This window comes from Rivibacter subsaxonicus, assembly GCF_004217215.1.
Taxonomy (GTDB): domain Bacteria; phylum Pseudomonadota; class Gammaproteobacteria; order Burkholderiales; family Burkholderiaceae_C; genus Rivibacter; species Rivibacter subsaxonicus.
The window spans coordinates 89,515-106,732 of the sequence record NZ_SHKP01000008.1 but is presented as its reverse complement, the minus strand read 5'-3'; the positions used below and the strand labels follow the sequence as shown (position 1 = coordinate 106,732).

16 protein-coding genes are annotated in these 17,218 nt (G+C 68.0%); 3 read left to right on the top strand and 13 right to left on the bottom strand.

Translation table 11 applies throughout. The features are described 5' to 3' along the window. The first annotated feature begins 10 nt into the window (after positions 1-10). Positions 11-1,282: a sensor domain-containing diguanylate cyclase gene (locus EV670_RS16165; RefSeq protein ID WP_130434057.1), complete on the top strand. Its 1,272-nt coding sequence runs from the start codon at positions 11-13 to the stop codon at positions 1,280-1,282. Between the two features lie 22 nt (positions 1,283-1,304). Here the strand turns inward: EV670_RS16165 and EV670_RS16160 are convergent, their stop codons facing one another. Beyond that, positions 1,305-2,543: a YihY family inner membrane protein gene (locus EV670_RS16160; protein WP_130434055.1), complete on the bottom strand. Its 1,239-nt coding sequence runs from the start codon at positions 2,541-2,543 to the stop codon at positions 1,305-1,307. A gap of 10 nt (positions 2,544-2,553) precedes the next feature. Here EV670_RS16160 and EV670_RS16155 point away from each other — a divergent pair, with 10 nt between their 5' ends. Continuing rightward, entirely contained in the window at positions 2,554-2,976 is a 423-nt protein-coding gene (locus EV670_RS16155; protein ID WP_130434053.1) for a DUF2069 domain-containing protein, read from the top strand. A gap of 47 nt (positions 2,977-3,023) precedes the next feature. Then, a complete protein-coding gene (locus EV670_RS16150; protein WP_130434051.1) occupies positions 3,024-4,457 on the top strand; it encodes an FAD-binding oxidoreductase in 1,434 nt (477 codons plus the stop codon). A gap of 11 nt (positions 4,458-4,468) precedes the next feature. On the opposite strand, the gene EV670_RS16145 is transcribed toward EV670_RS16150, so the two are convergent. The 12 genes from EV670_RS16145 to nuoF all read right to left on the bottom strand — a co-directional run bounded on the left by EV670_RS16145 (position 4,469) and on the right by nuoF (position 17,213). Continuing rightward, positions 4,469-4,921, bottom strand: coding sequence for a DUF1178 family protein (locus EV670_RS16145; protein ID WP_130434049.1), 453 nt, complete (start codon positions 4,919-4,921; stop codon positions 4,469-4,471). A 10-nt stretch (positions 4,922-4,931) separates the two neighbouring features. After that, positions 4,932-5,570 (bottom strand): NUDIX domain-containing protein, encoded by a 639-nt coding sequence (locus tag EV670_RS16140; protein WP_130434047.1) that lies wholly within the window; start codon positions 5,568-5,570, stop codon positions 4,932-4,934. Continuing rightward, entirely contained in the window at positions 5,563-5,868 is a 306-nt protein-coding gene (locus EV670_RS16135; protein ID WP_130434045.1) for a DUF2818 family protein, read from the bottom strand. Before EV670_RS16135 ends, EV670_RS16140 begins: the two co-directional genes overlap by 8 nt. A gap of 22 nt (positions 5,869-5,890) precedes the next feature. Then, on the bottom strand, positions 5,891-7,393 hold the full coding sequence (gene nuoN, locus EV670_RS16130) for an NADH-quinone oxidoreductase subunit NuoN (RefSeq protein ID WP_207225092.1): 1,503 nt from the start codon (positions 7,391-7,393) through the stop codon (positions 5,891-5,893). 10 nt (positions 7,394-7,403) lie between these two features. Further along, positions 7,404-8,879: an NADH-quinone oxidoreductase subunit M gene (locus EV670_RS16125; protein ID WP_130434043.1), complete on the bottom strand. Its 1,476-nt coding sequence runs from the start codon at positions 8,877-8,879 to the stop codon at positions 7,404-7,406. Between the two features lie 16 nt (positions 8,880-8,895). Beyond that, positions 8,896-10,926 (bottom strand): NADH-quinone oxidoreductase subunit L, encoded by a 2,031-nt coding sequence (gene nuoL, locus EV670_RS16120; protein ID WP_130434041.1) that lies wholly within the window; start codon positions 10,924-10,926, stop codon positions 8,896-8,898. 70 nt (positions 10,927-10,996) lie between these two features. Beyond that, a complete protein-coding gene (gene nuoK / locus EV670_RS16115) occupies positions 10,997-11,302 on the bottom strand; it encodes an NADH-quinone oxidoreductase subunit NuoK (RefSeq protein ID WP_130434447.1) in 306 nt (101 codons plus the stop codon). Further along, positions 11,302-11,949 carry an NADH-quinone oxidoreductase subunit J gene (locus tag EV670_RS16110; RefSeq protein ID WP_130434039.1) on the bottom strand — a complete coding sequence of 216 codons (648 nt, stop codon included), beginning with the start codon at positions 11,947-11,949 and terminating at the stop codon, positions 11,302-11,304. Before EV670_RS16110 ends, nuoK begins: the two co-directional genes overlap by 1 nt. Before the next feature lie 17 nt (positions 11,950-11,966). Next, the gene (gene nuoI, locus EV670_RS16105) at positions 11,967-12,464 is read right to left on the bottom strand and encodes an NADH-quinone oxidoreductase subunit NuoI (RefSeq protein WP_130434037.1); all 498 of its coding nucleotides are present in this window, start codon (positions 12,462-12,464) and stop codon (positions 11,967-11,969) included. Continuing rightward, positions 12,461-13,540: an NADH-quinone oxidoreductase subunit NuoH gene (gene nuoH / locus EV670_RS16100; RefSeq protein WP_130434035.1), complete on the bottom strand. Its 1,080-nt coding sequence runs from the start codon at positions 13,538-13,540 to the stop codon at positions 12,461-12,463. Before nuoH ends, nuoI begins: the two co-directional genes overlap by 4 nt. Positions 13,541-13,542: 2 nt before the next feature. Then, the gene (gene nuoG, locus EV670_RS16095; RefSeq protein ID WP_130434033.1) at positions 13,543-15,861 is read right to left on the bottom strand and encodes an NADH-quinone oxidoreductase subunit NuoG; all 2,319 of its coding nucleotides are present in this window, start codon (positions 15,859-15,861) and stop codon (positions 13,543-13,545) included. Positions 15,862-15,863: 2 nt separating this feature from the next. After that, positions 15,864-17,213, bottom strand: a complete 1,350-nt coding sequence (gene nuoF / locus EV670_RS16090) for an NADH-quinone oxidoreductase subunit NuoF (RefSeq protein ID WP_130434031.1) — start codon at positions 17,211-17,213, stop codon at positions 15,864-15,866. Positions 17,214-17,218 lie beyond the last annotated feature (5 nt).

The window sequence follows — 17,218 nt, the reverse complement described above, 5'->3', positions numbered from 1 at the left end:
CGCTGCGCCGATGGACGGCTCCTTCGATCATGTCGCGCGGCTGGCCGACGCGATCGAGCTGCCGATCGGTCGCTGGGACGGCGAGTTGCGGCTGAGCTTCTGCAACCAGCCCTACGTGGCCTGGTCGGGCCTCGATCGCGAACAGCTGATTGGCCGCACGATGGCCGAGATCTTCGGCGATGCCGCCTGGGCGGCCGCCAGCGACGCCTTCACACGCGCCCTTGCCGGCGAGACCGTCCGCTACGAACGGCAGCTGACGCACCAGGGCGGACCCTCGCGCTGGGCACGGATCCTCGCCTTCCCGGACCGCAACAAGGAGGGCCGGGTCGAGGCGATCTACACGATCGCGGTCGACATCCATCTGGACGTGCTCGCGCGCGAGCAGCTCGAGGCCAGCCGCAGACGGCTCGACCGGTTCACCGAGAACATTCCCTACCCGCTGACCTACGTCGACCGGGAGTTCAAGCTGCTGTTCGTCAACAAGGCCTACCAGCAGATCACCGGCATGGATGCCGCCCAGTTGCTCGGGCGCCCGATCGGCGAGGTGCGAGGCCCCAAGCGCTGGGAGGAGCACCGGCCCTACTTCGAGCGCGCGCTGGCCGGCGAGTCGGTGCAGTACACGCGCCTGGTGCGGCTCTCGGAACACGAGCAGCGCTGGATGCGCACCAGCTACGTGCCCGACCTCGATGCCAACGGCGAGGTCGTCGGCCTCTACACCGTCAGCATCGACGTCCACGAGCTCTCGCAGGCGCGCGAGCAGCTGCAGCGCAGCGTCGAGGAAGACACGCTGACCGGCGTGCTGAGCCGTGGCGCGGTCCTGGCCCGGCTCGAGAGCCGGCTGCCGCATGCCAGCCGGGCGGCGCCGCTGGCGCTGTTCTTCGTCGACCTCGATGGCTTCAAGGCCGTCAACGACAGCCTCGGCCATCGCGCGGGCGACCAGTTGCTGGTGGCCACCGCCGCCGCGCTGCAGTCGGCCGTTCGCGCCGACGACGTGGTCGGCCGCTACGGCGGCGACGAGTTCCTGGTGCTGGCCTCGGTGCGCGACGAGGCCGGCGCCCACGCGCTGGCCTCGCACCTGCGCGCCGCGGTGCGCCGCTGCGGCGCAGGCGTGGCGGGCGAGCCTAGCGTCAGCGCCAGCATCGGCTATGCGCTGGCGCCCGACGACGCGCTCGAGTCGGTGCGGCTGATCCAGCGTGCCGACGATGCGATGTACGCGGCCAAGCGGCTCGGTCGGGACCGCGCCTTTCACTGCGCCGAGGCCGAGCCGCTCAAGCGCGGCTGAAGACCGGGTGCCGGCCGCGAGTTCAGCGCCGGTCGATCATGTCCTGCAGCGTCAGCGTCTCGAAGCCGGCGCGTTGCCAGAAGCCGCGCACCGCCTCCGAGGGTTCGAGCAGCAGCGCAGCCAGCAGCGGCTGCGCCGGCGTGCGGGCCGGATCGACCAGCAGCACGTGGCGCGGCTCGTCGCCCTCGTCGAGCCGCACGACCCAGTCGAGCTGCAGCAGCGTGTCGAGGATCGGCTCGAGCTGCAGCGGGTCGGCCCGCAGCGTGGCCGCCATCTGCGCCGCACTAAGCCCATGCGCGCTGCCCTCGCGCGCCTGCGCGAGCAGGCCCAGCACCACCAGCGCCAGATCGAAGCGGTAGCCCGGCGTGTCGGCGCGCCGCACCACCTGCATCGACAGGCTGGGCGCATAGGCGGCGATCACCGCGCCGAGCAGCACGATGACCCAGACGAAATAGAGCCAGAGCAGGAAGATCGGCACCGCGGCAAAGGCGCCGTAGATCGTCGTGTAGCTCGGCGCCATGCGCAGGTAAAGCGCGAAGCCCCACTTGGCGATCTCGAAACCGATCGCCACGAAGATGCCGCCGGCCCAGGCGTGGCGCCAGCGCACCGCGGTGTTGGGCACGTAGTGGTAGAGCGCGGCCATGCCGGCAGCCAGCAGCACCGACTGCAGCACGTCGAAGAACAGCGCGCGGCCCTCCGAGCTCGGCGCGGCGCGGCCGCCCGACAACGCCATCAGGTACGTGGGCAGCGACAGGCTCATCCCCAGCACCAGCGGGCCCAGCGTCAGCGCGGCCCAGTAGACCAGCACCCGCTGCGCGATCCGCCGCGAGTGCGGCACGCGCCAGATGCTGTTGAGCGTGCGGTCGATGGTCATCATCAGCATCAGCGCGGCCAGCACGACGAACAGCAAGCCGACCAGGCCGATGCGGTTGGCCTTGAGCGCAAAGCCGGTCAGCGCGCCCAGCACCGGCTTGGCGATGTACTCCGGCACCAGCGCCTGCACGAAGTACTTCTCCACCGTGGCCTGCATGCGGCCGAACATCGGGAACGCGGTGAACACGGCCAATGTCACGGTGGCCAGCGGCACCAGCGCCAGCGTGGTGGTGAAGGTCAGGCTGCTCGCGGTCAGGCTCAGGTGGTCCTCGCCGAAACGCTTGCGCAGCGTGGCCAGCGTGTCGAACCAGGGCCAGGTGCGCAGGGTGCGCAGCAACTCGCGCAGGCGAGCGAGCAGCGAGCGCGACAGGGCGAGCGAGGAAGTCATGCTGGCTATCATGCCAGCCGTGACTGTCACTCCTGCCCCTGCCGACACCTCCGCGACGCCTGCCGCGGCCCCTTCCAGGGCGGCCCTCGCCTCGCGTGCGCTCGCCGTTTCCTGCGTGCTGGCGCTGATCGTGCTCGGCCTGGCCTGGGAACTGTGGCTGTCGCCCACCGGCCGCGGCACGCTGGCGCTCAAGGTGCTGCCGCTGGCCTTCGCCGTGACCGGGTTGCTGAAGATGCGGCTCTACACCTACCGCTGGCTCAGCCTGCTGGTCTGGCTCTACTTCACCGAGGGCGTGGTGCGCGCCAGCACCGAGACCGGCATCGGCATGGTCCTGGCGCTGGTCGAGGTGGCCCTGAGCGTGTTGCTCTTCGTGGCCTGCAGCTGGCATGTGCGAGCCCGGTTCAAGAACCGGGCGGCGCTCGCCGCCGGCTGAATCCCCGAGGTCGGAGCGCGCGGCCGACCCGAATTCAGATCGATGCAATGACCCCGACCCAAGACTCCAAACCCGCCCTGCTGCAGGAACTGCGCACGCTGCTTGGCGCCGCCCACGTGCTCGACGAAGGCGATCTCTCGGCCTGGGAGATTGACTGGCGCAAGCGCTACCGCGGCCGCGCGCTGGCGGTGGTGCGGCCCGGCAACAGCGAAGAGGTGGCGGCCGTGGTACGCGCCTGCGCGGCGCATGGCGTGGCCCTGGTGCCGCAGGGTGGCAACACCGGCCTGGTCGGCGGCGGCGTGCCCGATGCCAGCGGCAGCCAGTTGTTGCTGTCGCTGGCGCGACTGAACCGCATCCGTGCGATCGACCCCGCCAACCTGACGCTGACCGCCGAGGCCGGCTGCGTGCTCCAGGTGGTGCAGGAGGCGGCCGACGGCGCCGGGCTGCTGTTTCCGCTCAGCCTGGCGGCCGAGGGCAGTTGCACCATCGGCGGCAACCTCGCGACCAACGCCGGCGGCACCCAGGTGCTGCGCTACGGCAACGCGCGCGAGCTCTGCCTCGGGCTCGAGGTCGTCACGGCAACCGGCGAGATCTGGCACGGCCTCTCGGGCCTGCGCAAGGACAACACCGGCTACGACCTGCGCGACCTGTTCATCGGCAGCGAAGGCACGCTCGGCATCATCACCGCCGCCACGCTCAAGCTGCATCCGCGACCGGCGGCGAGCATGACCGCGCTGGCCGCCTGCGGCTCGCTCGAGCACTGCGTGGCGCTGCTGATGGGCGCCCGCGCGACGCTGGGCGCCGGCCTGAGCGGCTTCGAGGTGATGAACCGGCTTTCGCTGGCGCTGGTGGCGCGGCATTTCCCTCAGCTCGCGCAGCCGCTGCCACCGGCAAGCTGGGCGGTGCTGCTCGAACTCTCCGACCACGAGAGCGCCGAACACGCGCGCAGCGCCTTCGAGGCCCTGCTCGAGCAGGCGCTCGAGGCGGGCGAGATCTCGGACGCGGTGGTCGCCGAGAGCCAGGCGCAGTCGCACGCGCTGTGGCACCTGCGCGAGAGCATCCCGCTCGCGCAGAGCGAGGAAGGGCTCAACATCAAGCACGACATCGCGCTGGCGGTGTCGAGCATCCCGGCCTTCGTCGCCGCGGCCGACGCGGCGCTGCTGCGCCACGACGCCGGCATCCGCTTCGTCAACTTCGGCCACCTGGGCGACGGCAACCTGCACTACAACGTGCAGGCACCCGAAGGCGTCGATGGCGCCGCCTTCCTGCGCGAGCAGGAGCCGGCGGTCAACCGCATCGTCTATGACGCGGTGGTGGCCCATGGCGGCTCGATCTCGGCCGAGCATGGCATCGGCGAGCTCAAGCGCGAGGAGTTGGCGCAGCGCAAGAGTGCGGTGGCGCTCGCGCTGATGCGAGCGATCAAGCAGGCGCTCGACCCGCAGGGGATCATGAACCCGGGGCGGGTGCTCGCCGAGCCCTGAAGGCCCGGCCGCTATTGCAGCGGCTCTTTCAGCGCCGGCGGAAGGCTCAGGCTCATCACCTCGATGCCCTCGTCGCGCAGCGAAGCCGCGTCTTCGGCCGAGGCGCGACCGCGAATGCCGCGCTGCTCACCCTCGCCGTAGTGGATGCGCCGGGCCTCCTCGGCGAAGCGCTCGCCGACATCCTCGGTGCTGGCAATCGCGTGCCGCACGGCCTTGAGCCACAGAGCCTGCACGCTCTGCTGCTCGGGCGTGTGGCAGGCCGCCGGCACCGGCTCGGCAGCCCGCGGTGGTCGCGGGTTCGACAAATTCAGCCGCGGCGCACTCGGCAGCCGGTGCACGGTGGCACTGGCGCACAGCGGGCACTCGAGCAGGCCGCGCTCGCACTGCTGCGCATAGTCGGCCTCGGAGCCGAACCAGCCCTCGAAGCCATGACCCTGATCGCACTGGAGGTTGAGCACCTTCATTTCGACGCGATTATGGGCAGCCGCCCTCGACCGCGTTAGGTCGCCAGCTCAAGTCCCAGCGGCCTTCGCGCCAATGGCGCAGCCAGAGCAGGCCGATCAGGGTCTTGGCATCGGTGAGTTCGCCGGCGGCAGCCTGGGCCTCGAGCGCCTCGAGCGTGCTGAACTGCACATCCAGGAACTCGCCGGCGTCCAGCCGGGCCTCGCCGGCCACCAGGCCGCGCGCAAACCAGATCTCGATGCCCTCGGTCGAGTAGGCGATCGCGTTGTGCAGCACGCCGGCGCGAGCCCACTCGCGGGCGCGGTAGCCGGTTTCCTCGGCCAGCTCGCGCACCGCGCAATCGAAACCCGGCTCGCCGGCATCGAGCTTGCCGGCCGGGAACTCGAGGAAGGCTCGATCGAGCGGGTAGCGCCACTGGCGCTCGACGACCAGCCGGTCATCGTTGCAGATCGGCACGATCATCACCGCGCCCGGATGGACGACGTACTCGCGGTTGGCGGCGCGGCCGTCGGGCAGGCGCACGCTGTCGCGCCGGACCTCGAGAAAGCCACCGCGCCAGACCTGTTCGCTGTCGACGCGCCGCTCGCGCAGGTGGGCGTCGGGATCGGCGAGCGTCCGCTCCGGGGAAGCCGGCACGGCCGGATCAGACATGCCGGCGCCGCAGCAGGGCCCAGACAAATCCGGGGGCCGCGAAGGTCAGCATCAGGCAGGCCATCACCGCGTAGAACTCCCAGCCCTGCGCCGAGACCTGGCCGATGCGGCCCTCGATCAAACGACCGATAGCCACCACCGCGACGCCATAGACCACCAGTTCGAGCAAGCGCCACCCCAGCGACTTGCGCGGCAGCCGACGCGGGCCGAACGCGAACAGGCGCTCGTTGAGGAACGGCAGGTTGGCGCCGACCAGCGCCAGCGTGACGAGCAGCCAGGTGGCGGCGTCGGATGACATCGGCGGCACCGCTCCCGCCGGATCAGGTCGAAAGCGCGATGCGGATCGCGTCGGCGCAGGCGGCCATCAGCGCACCCGGCATCAGGCCCAGCACCAGAACCGCGGCGCCGTTGAACGAGAGCAGCACGCGCACGCCGGTCGGCGTCTCGATCAGCGGCTCGTCGCCGGCCGGGGCGTCGAAGTACATGGTCTTGACGACGCGCAGGTAGTAGAAGGCGCCGACCAGCGACAGCAGCACCGCGACCACCGCCAGCCCGATGTAGAACGGCGAGTTGGTGGAGACGATCGACTGCAGCACCGCCAGCTTGGCGTAGAAACCGACGGTCGGCGGAATGCCGGCCAGCGAGAACATGCAGATCGCCATCACCGCGCTCATCCAGCGGCTGCGCTGGTTGAGGCCGCGCAGGTCGGTGATCTCGTCGGCCTCGAAACCCTGCCGTGACAGCACCATGATCACGCCGAAGGTGGCCAGCGTTGTGATCACGTAGGTCAGCAGATAGAACATCGACGAGCTGTAGCCGTTGGCCGCCGAGTAGGTGTTGCCGAACACCACGGTCGGCGTCAGACCGAGCAGCATGAAGCCGAGCTGGGCGATCGCCGAGTAGGCCAGCATGCGCTTGAGGTTGGTCTGCGCGATCGCGGCCAGGTTGCCGAGCGTCATCGAGGCCACCGAGATCACGATCAGCATCTGCTGCCAGTCGACCGCCAGGCCGAGCATGCCCTCGACCAGCAGGCGGATCGTGACCGCGAAGGCGGCCAGCTTGGGCGCGCCGGCGATCATCAGCGTGACCGCGGTCGGTGCGCCGTGATAGACGTCGGGCACCCACATGTGGAACGGCACCAGGCCGAGCTTGAAGGCGAGGCCGGCGACGACGAAGACGATGCCGAAGACCAGCACCGACTTGTTGAGCTGGCCGCCGCCGATGGCCTTGTAGACCTCGGCGATCTCGAGCGAGCCGGTGGCGCCGTACATCATCGACAGGCCGTAGAGCAGGAAGCCGCTGGCGAGCGCGCCGAGCACGAAATACTTCATCGCCGCCTCGGTCGACTGCGCATGGTCACGCCGCAGCGCGACCATCGCGTACAGGCTCAGCGACATCAGCTCGAGGCCGAGGTAGACCACGAGGAAGTTGTTGGCCGAGATCATCACCGAGATGCCCAGCAGCGCGAACAGCGCCAGCGTGAACAGCTCGCCCTTGAGCAGGTCGCGGCTCTCGGCGTAGGGCCGCGCGTAGACCAGCGTCACCGCCACCGCCAGCGCGGCGAACAGCGCCAGCAGGTGGCCCATCGGGTCGGCGACGACCATGCCCTGCATTGCGTACAGCGTGAAGCCGCCCTGCAGGTAGAGCAGGTGCAGCAGCGCGACGGCGCCCAGCGTCAGCAGGCTCAGCACGTAGCTGACGGTGCGGCGCGGCGACTTGTCGAAGAGATCGACCAGCGCGATGACGCAGGTCATCGTCAGCAGCAGGATCTCGGGGTAGACGGCGAGCCAGTTCATCGCGGCGTTGGGATCGAGGGGATTCATGCGGGTGTCCTCAGTTCAGCTTGGACACCGCGACGTGCTTGAGCAACTCGGCAACCGAGACCTGCATCACGTCGGTGAAGGGCTTGGGATAGATGCCCATCCACAGCACGGCCGCCGCCAGCAGCGAGAGCATCAGGAACTCGCGCGCATTGATGTCGGAGAGCGTGCGGACGTCATCGTTGGCGACAGCGCCGAAGTAGACCCGCTTGACCATCCACAGGGTGTAGGCGGCGCCCAGGATCAGCGTCGAGGCGGCCAGCATGCCGATCCAGAAGTTGAACTTCACCGCACCGAGGATGACCATCCACTCGCCGACGAAGCCGGCGGTGCCCGGCAGGCCGCAGTTGGCCATCGCGAACAGCATCGCGAAGGCGGCGAACTTGGGCATGGTGTTCGTCACGCCGCCGTAGGCCGAGATCTCGCGCGAGTGGACGCGGTCGTAGAGCACGCCGATGCACAGGAACATCGCGCCGGAGACGAAGCCGTGGCTGATCATCTGCACGATGCCGCCGGCCATGGCGAGTTCGTTGAAGACGAAGAAGCCGAGCGTGACGAAGCCCATGTGGGCGATCGACGAGTAGGCCACCAGCTTCTTCATGTCGCCCTGAACCAGTGCGACGAAGCCGATGTAGAGCACCGCGATCAGCGAGATCGCGATGATGAAGCCGGCCCATTCGTGCGCGGCGTCGGGCACGATCGGCAGCGAGAAGCGCAGGAAGCCGTAGGCGCCGAGCTTGAGCATGATCGCCGCCAGCACCACCGAGCCGCCGGTCGGCGCCTCGACGTGGGCGTCGGGCAGCCAGGTGTGGACCGGCCACATCGGCACCTTGACCGCGAAGGCGGCGAAGAAGGCGAAGAACAGCAGGGTCTGCGCGGTCGCGCCTAGCGGCAGGTTGTGCCAGGCCAGGATGTCGAAGCTGCCACCCGACTTGGAGTACAGGTAGATCAGCGCGATCAGCATCAGCAGCGAGCCGAGCAGCGTGTAGAGGAAGAACTTGAAGGCCGCGTAGACGCGGTTCGGTCCGCCCCAGATGCCGATGATGATGTACATCGGGATCAGCGTGGCCTCGAAGAACACGTAGAACAGCAGGCCATCGAGCGCGCTGAACACGCCGACCATCAGCCCCGAGAGGATCAGGAACGCGCCCATGTACTGGTTGACGCGGGTGGTGATCACCTCCCAGGCCGAGATCACGACGATGATCGTGATGAAGGCCGTCAGCAGCACGAACCAGACCGAGATGCCGTCGACGCCGAGGGCGTAGCGCACGTTGAAGCGCTCGATCCAGCTCAGATTCTCGGCGAACTGCATCGAGGCCGTCGTGGTGTCGAAGCCGCTGATCAGCGGCAGCGTGACGAGGAAGGAGGCGATCGCGCCGACCAGCGCGATCCAGCGCACCGGGTTGGCGTGTTCGTCCCGGCCGAGCACGAGCAGCACGAGGCCGAAGGCGATAGGCAGCCAGATGGCGAGGCTCAACAGTCCCATTTGTGTTCTTCTTTGATCAGCGGCCCGGGCTCAGCGCCAGGTAGGGCCAGAGCTGCCAGGTCATGAGGGCGAACACGCCGATGATCATCACCAGCGCGTAGTGGTACAGGTAGCCGGTCTGAAACAGGCGGGTCAGCGACGCCACCATGCCGACCACGCGTGCCGAGCCGTTGATGGCGATGCCGTCGATCAGGCCGACGTCGCCGCCCTTCCACAGGCCGCGGCCGAGCAGGCGCGCACCGGCGGCGAGCACGTTCTCGTTGAACCAGTCGAAGTAGTACTTGTTGTCGAGCAGCTGGTAGAGCCAGCCGCAACGCGCCTTGATGGCGGCCGGAATCGCCGGCTGCTTCAGGTAGAACCACCAGGCGGTGACCACGCCGGCCAGCGCCAGCCAGAACGGCGCCGTCGTCAGCGAGTGCAGCGCCATCGCGGCGGCACCGTGGAAGTTCTCGGCGAGCTCGGCCATGGCCGGATGGCGCGCAGGGTCGACGACGATCGCGTCCTTGAAGAAGTCGCCGAACAGCATCGGGCCGATCGTCATGAAGCCGATCACGACCGAGGGAATCGCCAGCAGCACCAGCGGCGCGGTCACGACCCAGGGCGACTCGTGCGGCTCGTGCACCGCGTGGTCATCGTGGTCGTGCTCGGCATGGTCGTCGTGTTCGCCCGGGAAGGGCTTGTGGCGGAAGCGCTCCTCGCCGTGGAAGACGAGGAAGTACATGCGGAACGAATAGAAGGCGGTGATGAACACGCCCGCGGTGACCGCGAACAGCGCGAAGCCGGCGCCCGGCAGGTGGCTGGCATGGACCGCCTCGATGATGCTGTCCTTGGAGTAGAAGCCGGCGAACAGCGGCGTGCCGATCAGCGCCAGCGAACCGAGCAGCGAGGTGATCCAGGTGATCGGCATGTACTTGCGCAGGCCGCCCATGTTGCGGATGTCCTGGTCGTGGTGCATGCCGATGATCACCGAGCCGGCGCCGAGGAACAGCAGCGCCTTGAAGAAGGCGTGCGTCATCAGGTGGAACACCGCGACCGAGTAGGCAGAGACGCCGAGCGCGACCGTCATGTAGCCGAGCTGCGAGAGCGTTGAGTACGCCACCACGCGCTTGATGTCGTTCTGGATGATGCCGAGGAAGCCCATGAACAGCGCCGTGATCGCGCCGATCACCAGCACGAGGCTGAGCGCCACGTCCGACAGCTCGAACAGCGGCGACATGCGCGCGACCATGAAGATGCCAGCGGTGACCATGGTCGCGGCGTGGATCAGCGCCGAGATCGGGGTCGGGCCCTCCATCGAGTCGGGCAGCCAGACATGCAGCGGCACCTGCGCGCTCTTGCCCATCGCGCCGATGAACAGGCAGATGCAGGCCGCGGTGATCAGCGCCCAGCCGGTGCCCGGCATCGTCAGCTTGGCCAGCTCCGGCCCCTTGGCGAACAGCTCGGCGTAGTTCAGCGAGCCACCGTAGGCCAGCAGCAGGCCGATGCCGAGGATGAAGCCGAAGTCGCCGACCCGGTTGACCAGGAAGGCCTTCATGTTGGCGAAGATCGCGGTCGGCTTGGTGTACCAGAAGCCGATCAGCAGGTAGCTCACCAGGCCCACCGCTTCCCAGCCGAAGAAGAGCTGGAGCATGTTGTTGCTCATCACCAGCATCAGCATGCTGAAGGTGAACAGCGAGATGTAGGCGAAGAAGCGCTGGTAGCCCGGGTCCTCTTCCATGTAGCCGATGGTGTAGATGTGCACCATCAGCGAGACGAAGGTGACGACCACCATCATCATCGCGGTCAGCCCGTCGACGAGGAAGCCGATCTCCATCTTCAGGCCGCCGACGTTGAGCCATTCGTAGATCGTGGCGTTGAAGCGGGCGCCGTCGACCGCGACCGCCTTGAGCACGATGACCGACAGCACGAAGGAGATCGCCACGCCAAGCACGGTGATCCAGTGCGCGCCACGGCGGCCGACGGTCTTGCCGAACAGGCCGGCGACGATCGCGCCCACCAGGGGGGCGAGCGGCACGACCGTCAGCATTGATTGAGATAGCGCGGACATTGTTGTTCTCTCTCCGCGGCCCGCTGGTGCGAACCGCCTCAGGATGTCGTCTTTGCGGCCGATCCCTCGATCAGCCCTTGAGCGTGTCGAGTTCCTGGACGTCGATCGTCGAGCGGTTGCGGAACAGCACGACCAGGATTGCCAGGCCGATCGCCGACTCGGCGGCGGCCACGGTGAGGATGAAGAACACGAAGACCTGGCCCGCCATGTCGCCCAGGTAGTGCGAGAAGGCAACGAAGTTCAGGTTGACCGCCAGCAGCATCAGCTCGATGGCCATCAGCAGCACGATCAGGTTCTTGCGATTGAGGAAGATGCCGATCACCGACAGCGAGAACAGGATCGCGCCGAGGGTCAGGTAGTGGCCGAGGGTGATCATCACTGCTTGCCTCCTGCGACCTGCGCGCCTTCAGCCGCGGCGGCCACCGGCGCCACCTCGGGCTTCATCGGCACGATGCGCAGGCGGTCGGCCTTGCGCGCCTTGATCTGGTCGGCCGGGTCGATGTAGCGGCTGTCCTTGCGCCGGCGCAGCGTCAGCGCGATGGCGGCGATGATCGCCACCAGCAGCAGCACCGCGGCGATCTGCAGCGGGTAGAGGTACTGCGTGTAGATCTCGATGCCAAGCAGCTTGGTGTTGCCGAACTTGGCGAGCAGCGGATCGGCCGGCGCCGCCGTGCCGAGCCTGAAGCCGCGCATCACGATCAGCGCCATCTCGAGCGCGATCACGACGCCGATGATGGCCGCCAGCGGAAAGTGCTTCCAGAAGCCCTCGCGCAGGCGCTCGACGTTGATGTCGAGCATCATCACGACGAACAGGAACAGCACCATCACCGCGCCGACGTAGACCAGCACCAGCGCGATCGCGAGGAACTCGGCGCGCAGCAGCATCCAGATGCAGGCGGCGTTGAAGAAGGCCAGCACCAGGTAGAGCGCCGAGTGGACGGGGCTCCTGGCGGTGATGACGCGCAGCGACGCCAGCAACAGCAGTGCCGCGAATAGATAGAAGAGCGCGGAGTCGGTAGTCATGTTCTTGGCTGCGCTGATCAGCGGAAGCGGCCGTCGGCGGCGCGCGCCGCGGCGATCTCGGCCTCGTAGCGGTCACCGACGGCGAGCAGCATGTCCTTGGTGAAGTAGAGGTCGCCGCGCTTCTCGCCGTGGTACTCGAGCACGTGGGTCTCGACGATCGAGTCGACCGGGCAGCTCTCTTCGCAGAAGCCGCAGAAGATGCACTTGGTCAGGTCGATGTCGTAGCGCGTGGTGCGGCGGCTGCCGTCGTCGCGCACCTCGGACTCGATCGTGATCGCCATCGCCGGGCAGACCGCCTCGCATAGCTTGCAGGCGATGCAGCGCTCCTCGCCGTTGTCGTAGCGGCGCAGCGCGTGCAGGCCGCGGAAGCGCGGCGACAGCGGCGTCTTTTCCTCAGGGAACTGGACGGTGATCGCGGGCGACAGGAAATGACGGCCGGTGAGCTTCATGCCCTTGAGCAGCTCAATCAGCATGAAGGAGCTGAAGAACTCCTTGACCGACGTGATGGTGCTCATGCCGCACCTCCCAGATTCCAGATGTTCCACGGCGAGCGGATCCACAGGCCGACGACGACCAGCCAGACCAGCGTGATCGGGATGAAGACCTTCCAGCCCAGACGCATGATCTGGTCGTAGCGGTAGCGCGGGAAGGTGGCCCGCACCCACAGGAAGACCGTGACGACGCAGAAGGTCTTGAGGCCGAGCCAGATCCAGCCCGGGATCCAGTTGAACAGCGCGCTGTCGATCGGCGGCAGCCAGCCGCCGAGGAACAGCGTGACGGTCAGGATCGAGACCAGCAGCATGTTGGCGTACTCGGCGAGGAAGAACATCGCGAAGCTCATGCCCGAGTACTCGATCATGTGGCCGGCGACGATCTCGGACTCGCCCTCGACCACGTCGAAGGGGTGGCGGTTGGTCTCGGCCAGGCCGGAGATGAAGTAGACGAGGAAGATCGGGAACAGCGGCAGCCAGTTCCAGCTCAGGAAGTTCAGGCCCATCGAGGCGAAGCGGCCCTGGTCCTGGCTCAGCACGATGCCGCTCATGTTGAGCGTGCCCGAGACCATCAGCACCACGACCAGCGCAAAGCCCATCGCGATCTCGTAGCTGATCATCTGGGCCGAGGCGCGCATCGCGCCGAGGAAGGCGTACTTCGAGTTCGAGGCCCAGCCGGCGATGATCACGCCGTAGACCTCCATCGAGGTGATCGCCATCAGGAACAGCAGGCCGGCGTCGATGTTGGACAGCGCCTGCTCGGGGCCGAAGGGAATCACGACCCAGGCCACCAGCGCCGGCATGATCGTCATCACCGGGCCGAGGAAGAACAGGCCCTTGTTGGCCGCCGTCGGGACGATGATCTCCTTGAAGATCAGCTTCACCGCATCGGCGATCGGGGTCAGCAGGCCCCAGGGGCCGACGCGGTTGGGGCCGGGGCGGATCTGGGTCCAGCCGATCGCCTTGCGCTCCCACAGCGTGAGGTAGGCGACGCAGCCCATCAGCGGCAGCACCAGCAGGACGATCTTGAGCAGGTTCCAGAGCACCGGCCAGAAGCCGCCGAAGAGGCCGCCGCCGAAGTTGTAGAAGGTGTCGATCATGCTCAGGCCCTCTCGACGCCGATGGCACCGAACATCGCGCCGAGCGCGGCGGTGTCGGCATGGCCGGCCGGCACGCGCACGGTGCTTGCGGCGAGCGTTGCATCGAGTCGCGCCGGCAGCACGACGCTGGCGCCGCCCTGCGTGACACGCACCTTCGCGCCCGACTGCAGCCCGAGTTGCTGCCAGAGCGCGGTCGGCAGCGAAGCCACCGGCGGCGCGGCGTCGGCGGTGCGCTGCAGCGCCTCGGCGCGGCGCACCAACGAGTCGGTGCTGTAGATCGGCACGTCGGCAATGCGCTCGAAGGACCCGCCCTGCCCCGCAGCCGCGGCCGCGTCGGCAGTCGCCACGTTCGACAGGCGCCCAGGCAACTGGCTCAGGTCGCCCAGCGCCTCGGCCTTGATCTCCTCGCTGCTCTCGAAGCCGAAGCCCGGCACGCCGAGCATCGAACCCAGCACGCGCAGCACCTTCCACCCCGGGCGCGTCTCGGCCAAGGGCTTGACGACACCATGGAAGCTCTGCGCACGACCCTCGGCGTTGACGAAGGTACCGGAGGTCTCGCTGAACGGCGCAATCGGGAGCAGCACGTCGGCCACGTCGAGGTTGGCGTCGGCGAAGGGGCTCAGGCTCACCACCATCTGCGCACGGCCAAGCGCGCTGCGCGCGGCCTGCGGATCGGCGGCGTCGAGCACCGCCTCGGTGTTCATCAGCAGCATCGCCTTGCGCGGCTGGGCGCCGAGCATCTGCGCCGCGCTCAGGCCAGCAACGCCAGGCTGGGCATTGACGAGCTGGGCGCCGACGCTGTTGGCGGCGGCACCGAGATAGCCGCAACTGGCGCCGACCTGCGCGGCGATCCAGTTCGCCAGCGCGAGCAGCGATTCGGCCTGCGGATGGGCCGCGGCGGCGTTTCCGAGCAGCAGCGCCTTGCGCTCGCCCGAAAGCAGCGAGTCGGCGATGGACTGGGCCTCGGCACTGATGGCCACCGCGACCGGTGCGGCCACACCCTTGGCCTGCGCCACCGCAGCCGCCACCGAAGCCAGCGCGCCAACCCAGGCACTCGGCGCCGCGCTGATGCGCTGTGCCATCGGCATCAGCCAGTCGTCGGCCAGTGCGTTCAGCGCCGTGACCTGCGCGCCGCGGCGGGCCGCCTGGCGCAGGCGCTGGGCGAACAGCGGATGGTCCTTGCGCAGGAAGGAGCCGACCACGAAGGCACGATCCAGTGTCGACAGCGACGCGATCGAGGTGCCGAGCCAGCGCACCGATGCACTTGCCTCGGCGCCGGCATGGCGCAGCCGGTGGTCGATGTTCTCGCTGCCGAGGCTGCGTACCAGCTTGGCCAGCAGATGCAGTTCCTCGACGGTGCTGTGGGCCGAAGCCAGCGCGCCGATGGCGGCCGCGCCGTGGTCGGCCTTGACCTGCTGCAGGCCGTTGGCGACGTACTCGAGCGCGGTCGACCAGTCGACCACGACCCACTGCCCGCCCTGCTTGAGCATCGGTGCACGCAGCCGCTGCGAGCCATTGAGGGCCTCGTAGCCGAAGCGGTCGCGGTCGGCGATCCAGCATTCGTTGACCGCCTCGTTCTCGAGCGGCACCACGCGCATCACCTGGTTGGCCTTGACCTGGACGACCAGGTTGGCGCCGGTGCTGTCGTGCGGGCTCACGCTCTTGCGGCGCGACAGCTCCCAGGTGCGGGCGCTGTAGCGGAAGGGCTTGCTGGTGAGCGCGCCGACCGGGCAGATGTCGATCATGTTGCCCGAGAGCTCGGAGTCGATCGTCTCGCCGGCGACGGTGGTGATCTCGCTGTGCTCGCCGCGATGGATCATGCCGAGTTCCATCACGCCGGCCACTTCTTGCCCGAAGCGCACGCAGCGGGTGCAATGGATGCAGCGGCTCATCTCCTGCATCGAGATCAGCGGACCGACTTCCTTGTGGAAGACGACGCGCTTTTCCTCGTCGTAGCGCGAGGCCGACTTGCCGTAGCCGACCGCGAGGTCCTGCAGCTGGCACTCGCCGCCCTGGTCGCAGATCGGGCAGTCGAGCGGGTGATTGATGAGCAGGAACTCCATCACCGACTGCTGGGCCTTGAGCGCCTTGTCGCTCTTGGTGCGCACGATCATGCCCTGCGTCACCGGCGTGGCGCAGGCCGGCATCGGCTTGGGCGCCTTCTCCACCTCGACCAGGCACATGCGGCAGTTGGCCGCGATGCTGAGCTTCTTGTGATAGCAGAAGTGCGGGATGTAGGTGCCGGCCTTGTCGGCGGCATGCATCACGGTGCTGCCTTCGGTCACCTCGACCTTGCGGCCGTCGAGTTCGATTTCGATCATGTTCAGACAGTCGCCGCTGCGACCTTGGCGGTCTTGTGTTCGATCAGGTAGACGAACTCGTCGCGGAAGTGCTTGAGCATCGCCTGCACCGGCATCGCGGCGGCGTCACCGAGGGCGCAGATGGTGCGGCCCTTGATGTTGTCGGCCACCGAGTCGAGCAGCGCGATGTCTTCGGGTCGGCCCTGGCCCTTGGCAATGCGATCGACCATGCGCCACAGCCAGCCCGTGCCCTCGCGACACGGCGTGCACTGACCGCAGGACTCGTGCATGTAGAAGTAGCTCAGCCGCAGCAGGCTTTTCACCATGCAGCGCGAGTCGTTCATCACGATCACCGCGCCCGAACCCAGCATCGAGCCGGCCTTGGCGATGCTGTCGTAGTCCATCGTGCAGTCCATCATGATGGACGCCGGCAGCACCGGCGCCGATGAACCGCCCGGGATCACTGCCTTGAGCTTGCGCCCCTGCGCCCCGCCCTTCACGCCACCGGCCAGTTCGAGCAGCTTGGCAAACGGGGTGCCCATCGGCACCTCGTAGTTGCCCGGCCGCTCGACATCGCCGACCACCGAGAACAGCTTGGTGCCGCCGTTGTTGGGCTTGCCGCACTCGAGGTAGGCCTGGCCGCCGTTGCGGATGATCCACGGCACCGCGGCGAAGGTCTCGGTGTTGTTGATCGTGGTCGGCTTGCCGTAGAGGCCGTAGCTGGCCGGGAACGGCGGCTTGAAGCGCGGCTGGCCCTTCTTGCCCTCGAGCGACTCGAGCAGCGCGGTCTCTTCGCCGCAGATGTAGGCGCCGAAGCCGTGGAAGGCGTGGAGCTGGAAGCTGAAGCCGGATCCCAGGATCTTGTCGCCGAGGAAGCCCGCAGCGCGCGCTTCTTCGAGCGCAGCCTCGAAGCGATCATAGATCTCGAAGATCTCGCCGTGGATGTAGTTGTAGCCGACGCTGATGCCCATCGCGTAGGCGGCGATCGCCATGCCCTCGATCACGATGTGCGGGTTGTAGGCGAGGATGTCGCGGTCCTTGCAGGTGCCCGGCTCGCCTTCGTCGGAATTGCAGACCAAGTACTTCTGGCCCGGAAACTGACGCGGCATGAAGCTCCACTTCAGGCCGGTCGGGAAGCCCGCGCCGCCACGGCCGCGCAGCGCCGAGAGTTTCACTTCGGCGATCACCTGGTCGGGCGTCATGCCGCCGTCGGCGGCCAGGATCTTCCTGAGGGCGGCATAGCCGCCGCGTGCCACGTAGTCCTGCAGACGCCAGTTGCTGCCATCGAGGCCGGCAACGATCTGCGGGCCGATGTGGCGGTCGTGGAAGCAGGTCTCGCGGCCGGTGGCCTGGAACTTGGACAGGTCGAGCATGGTCG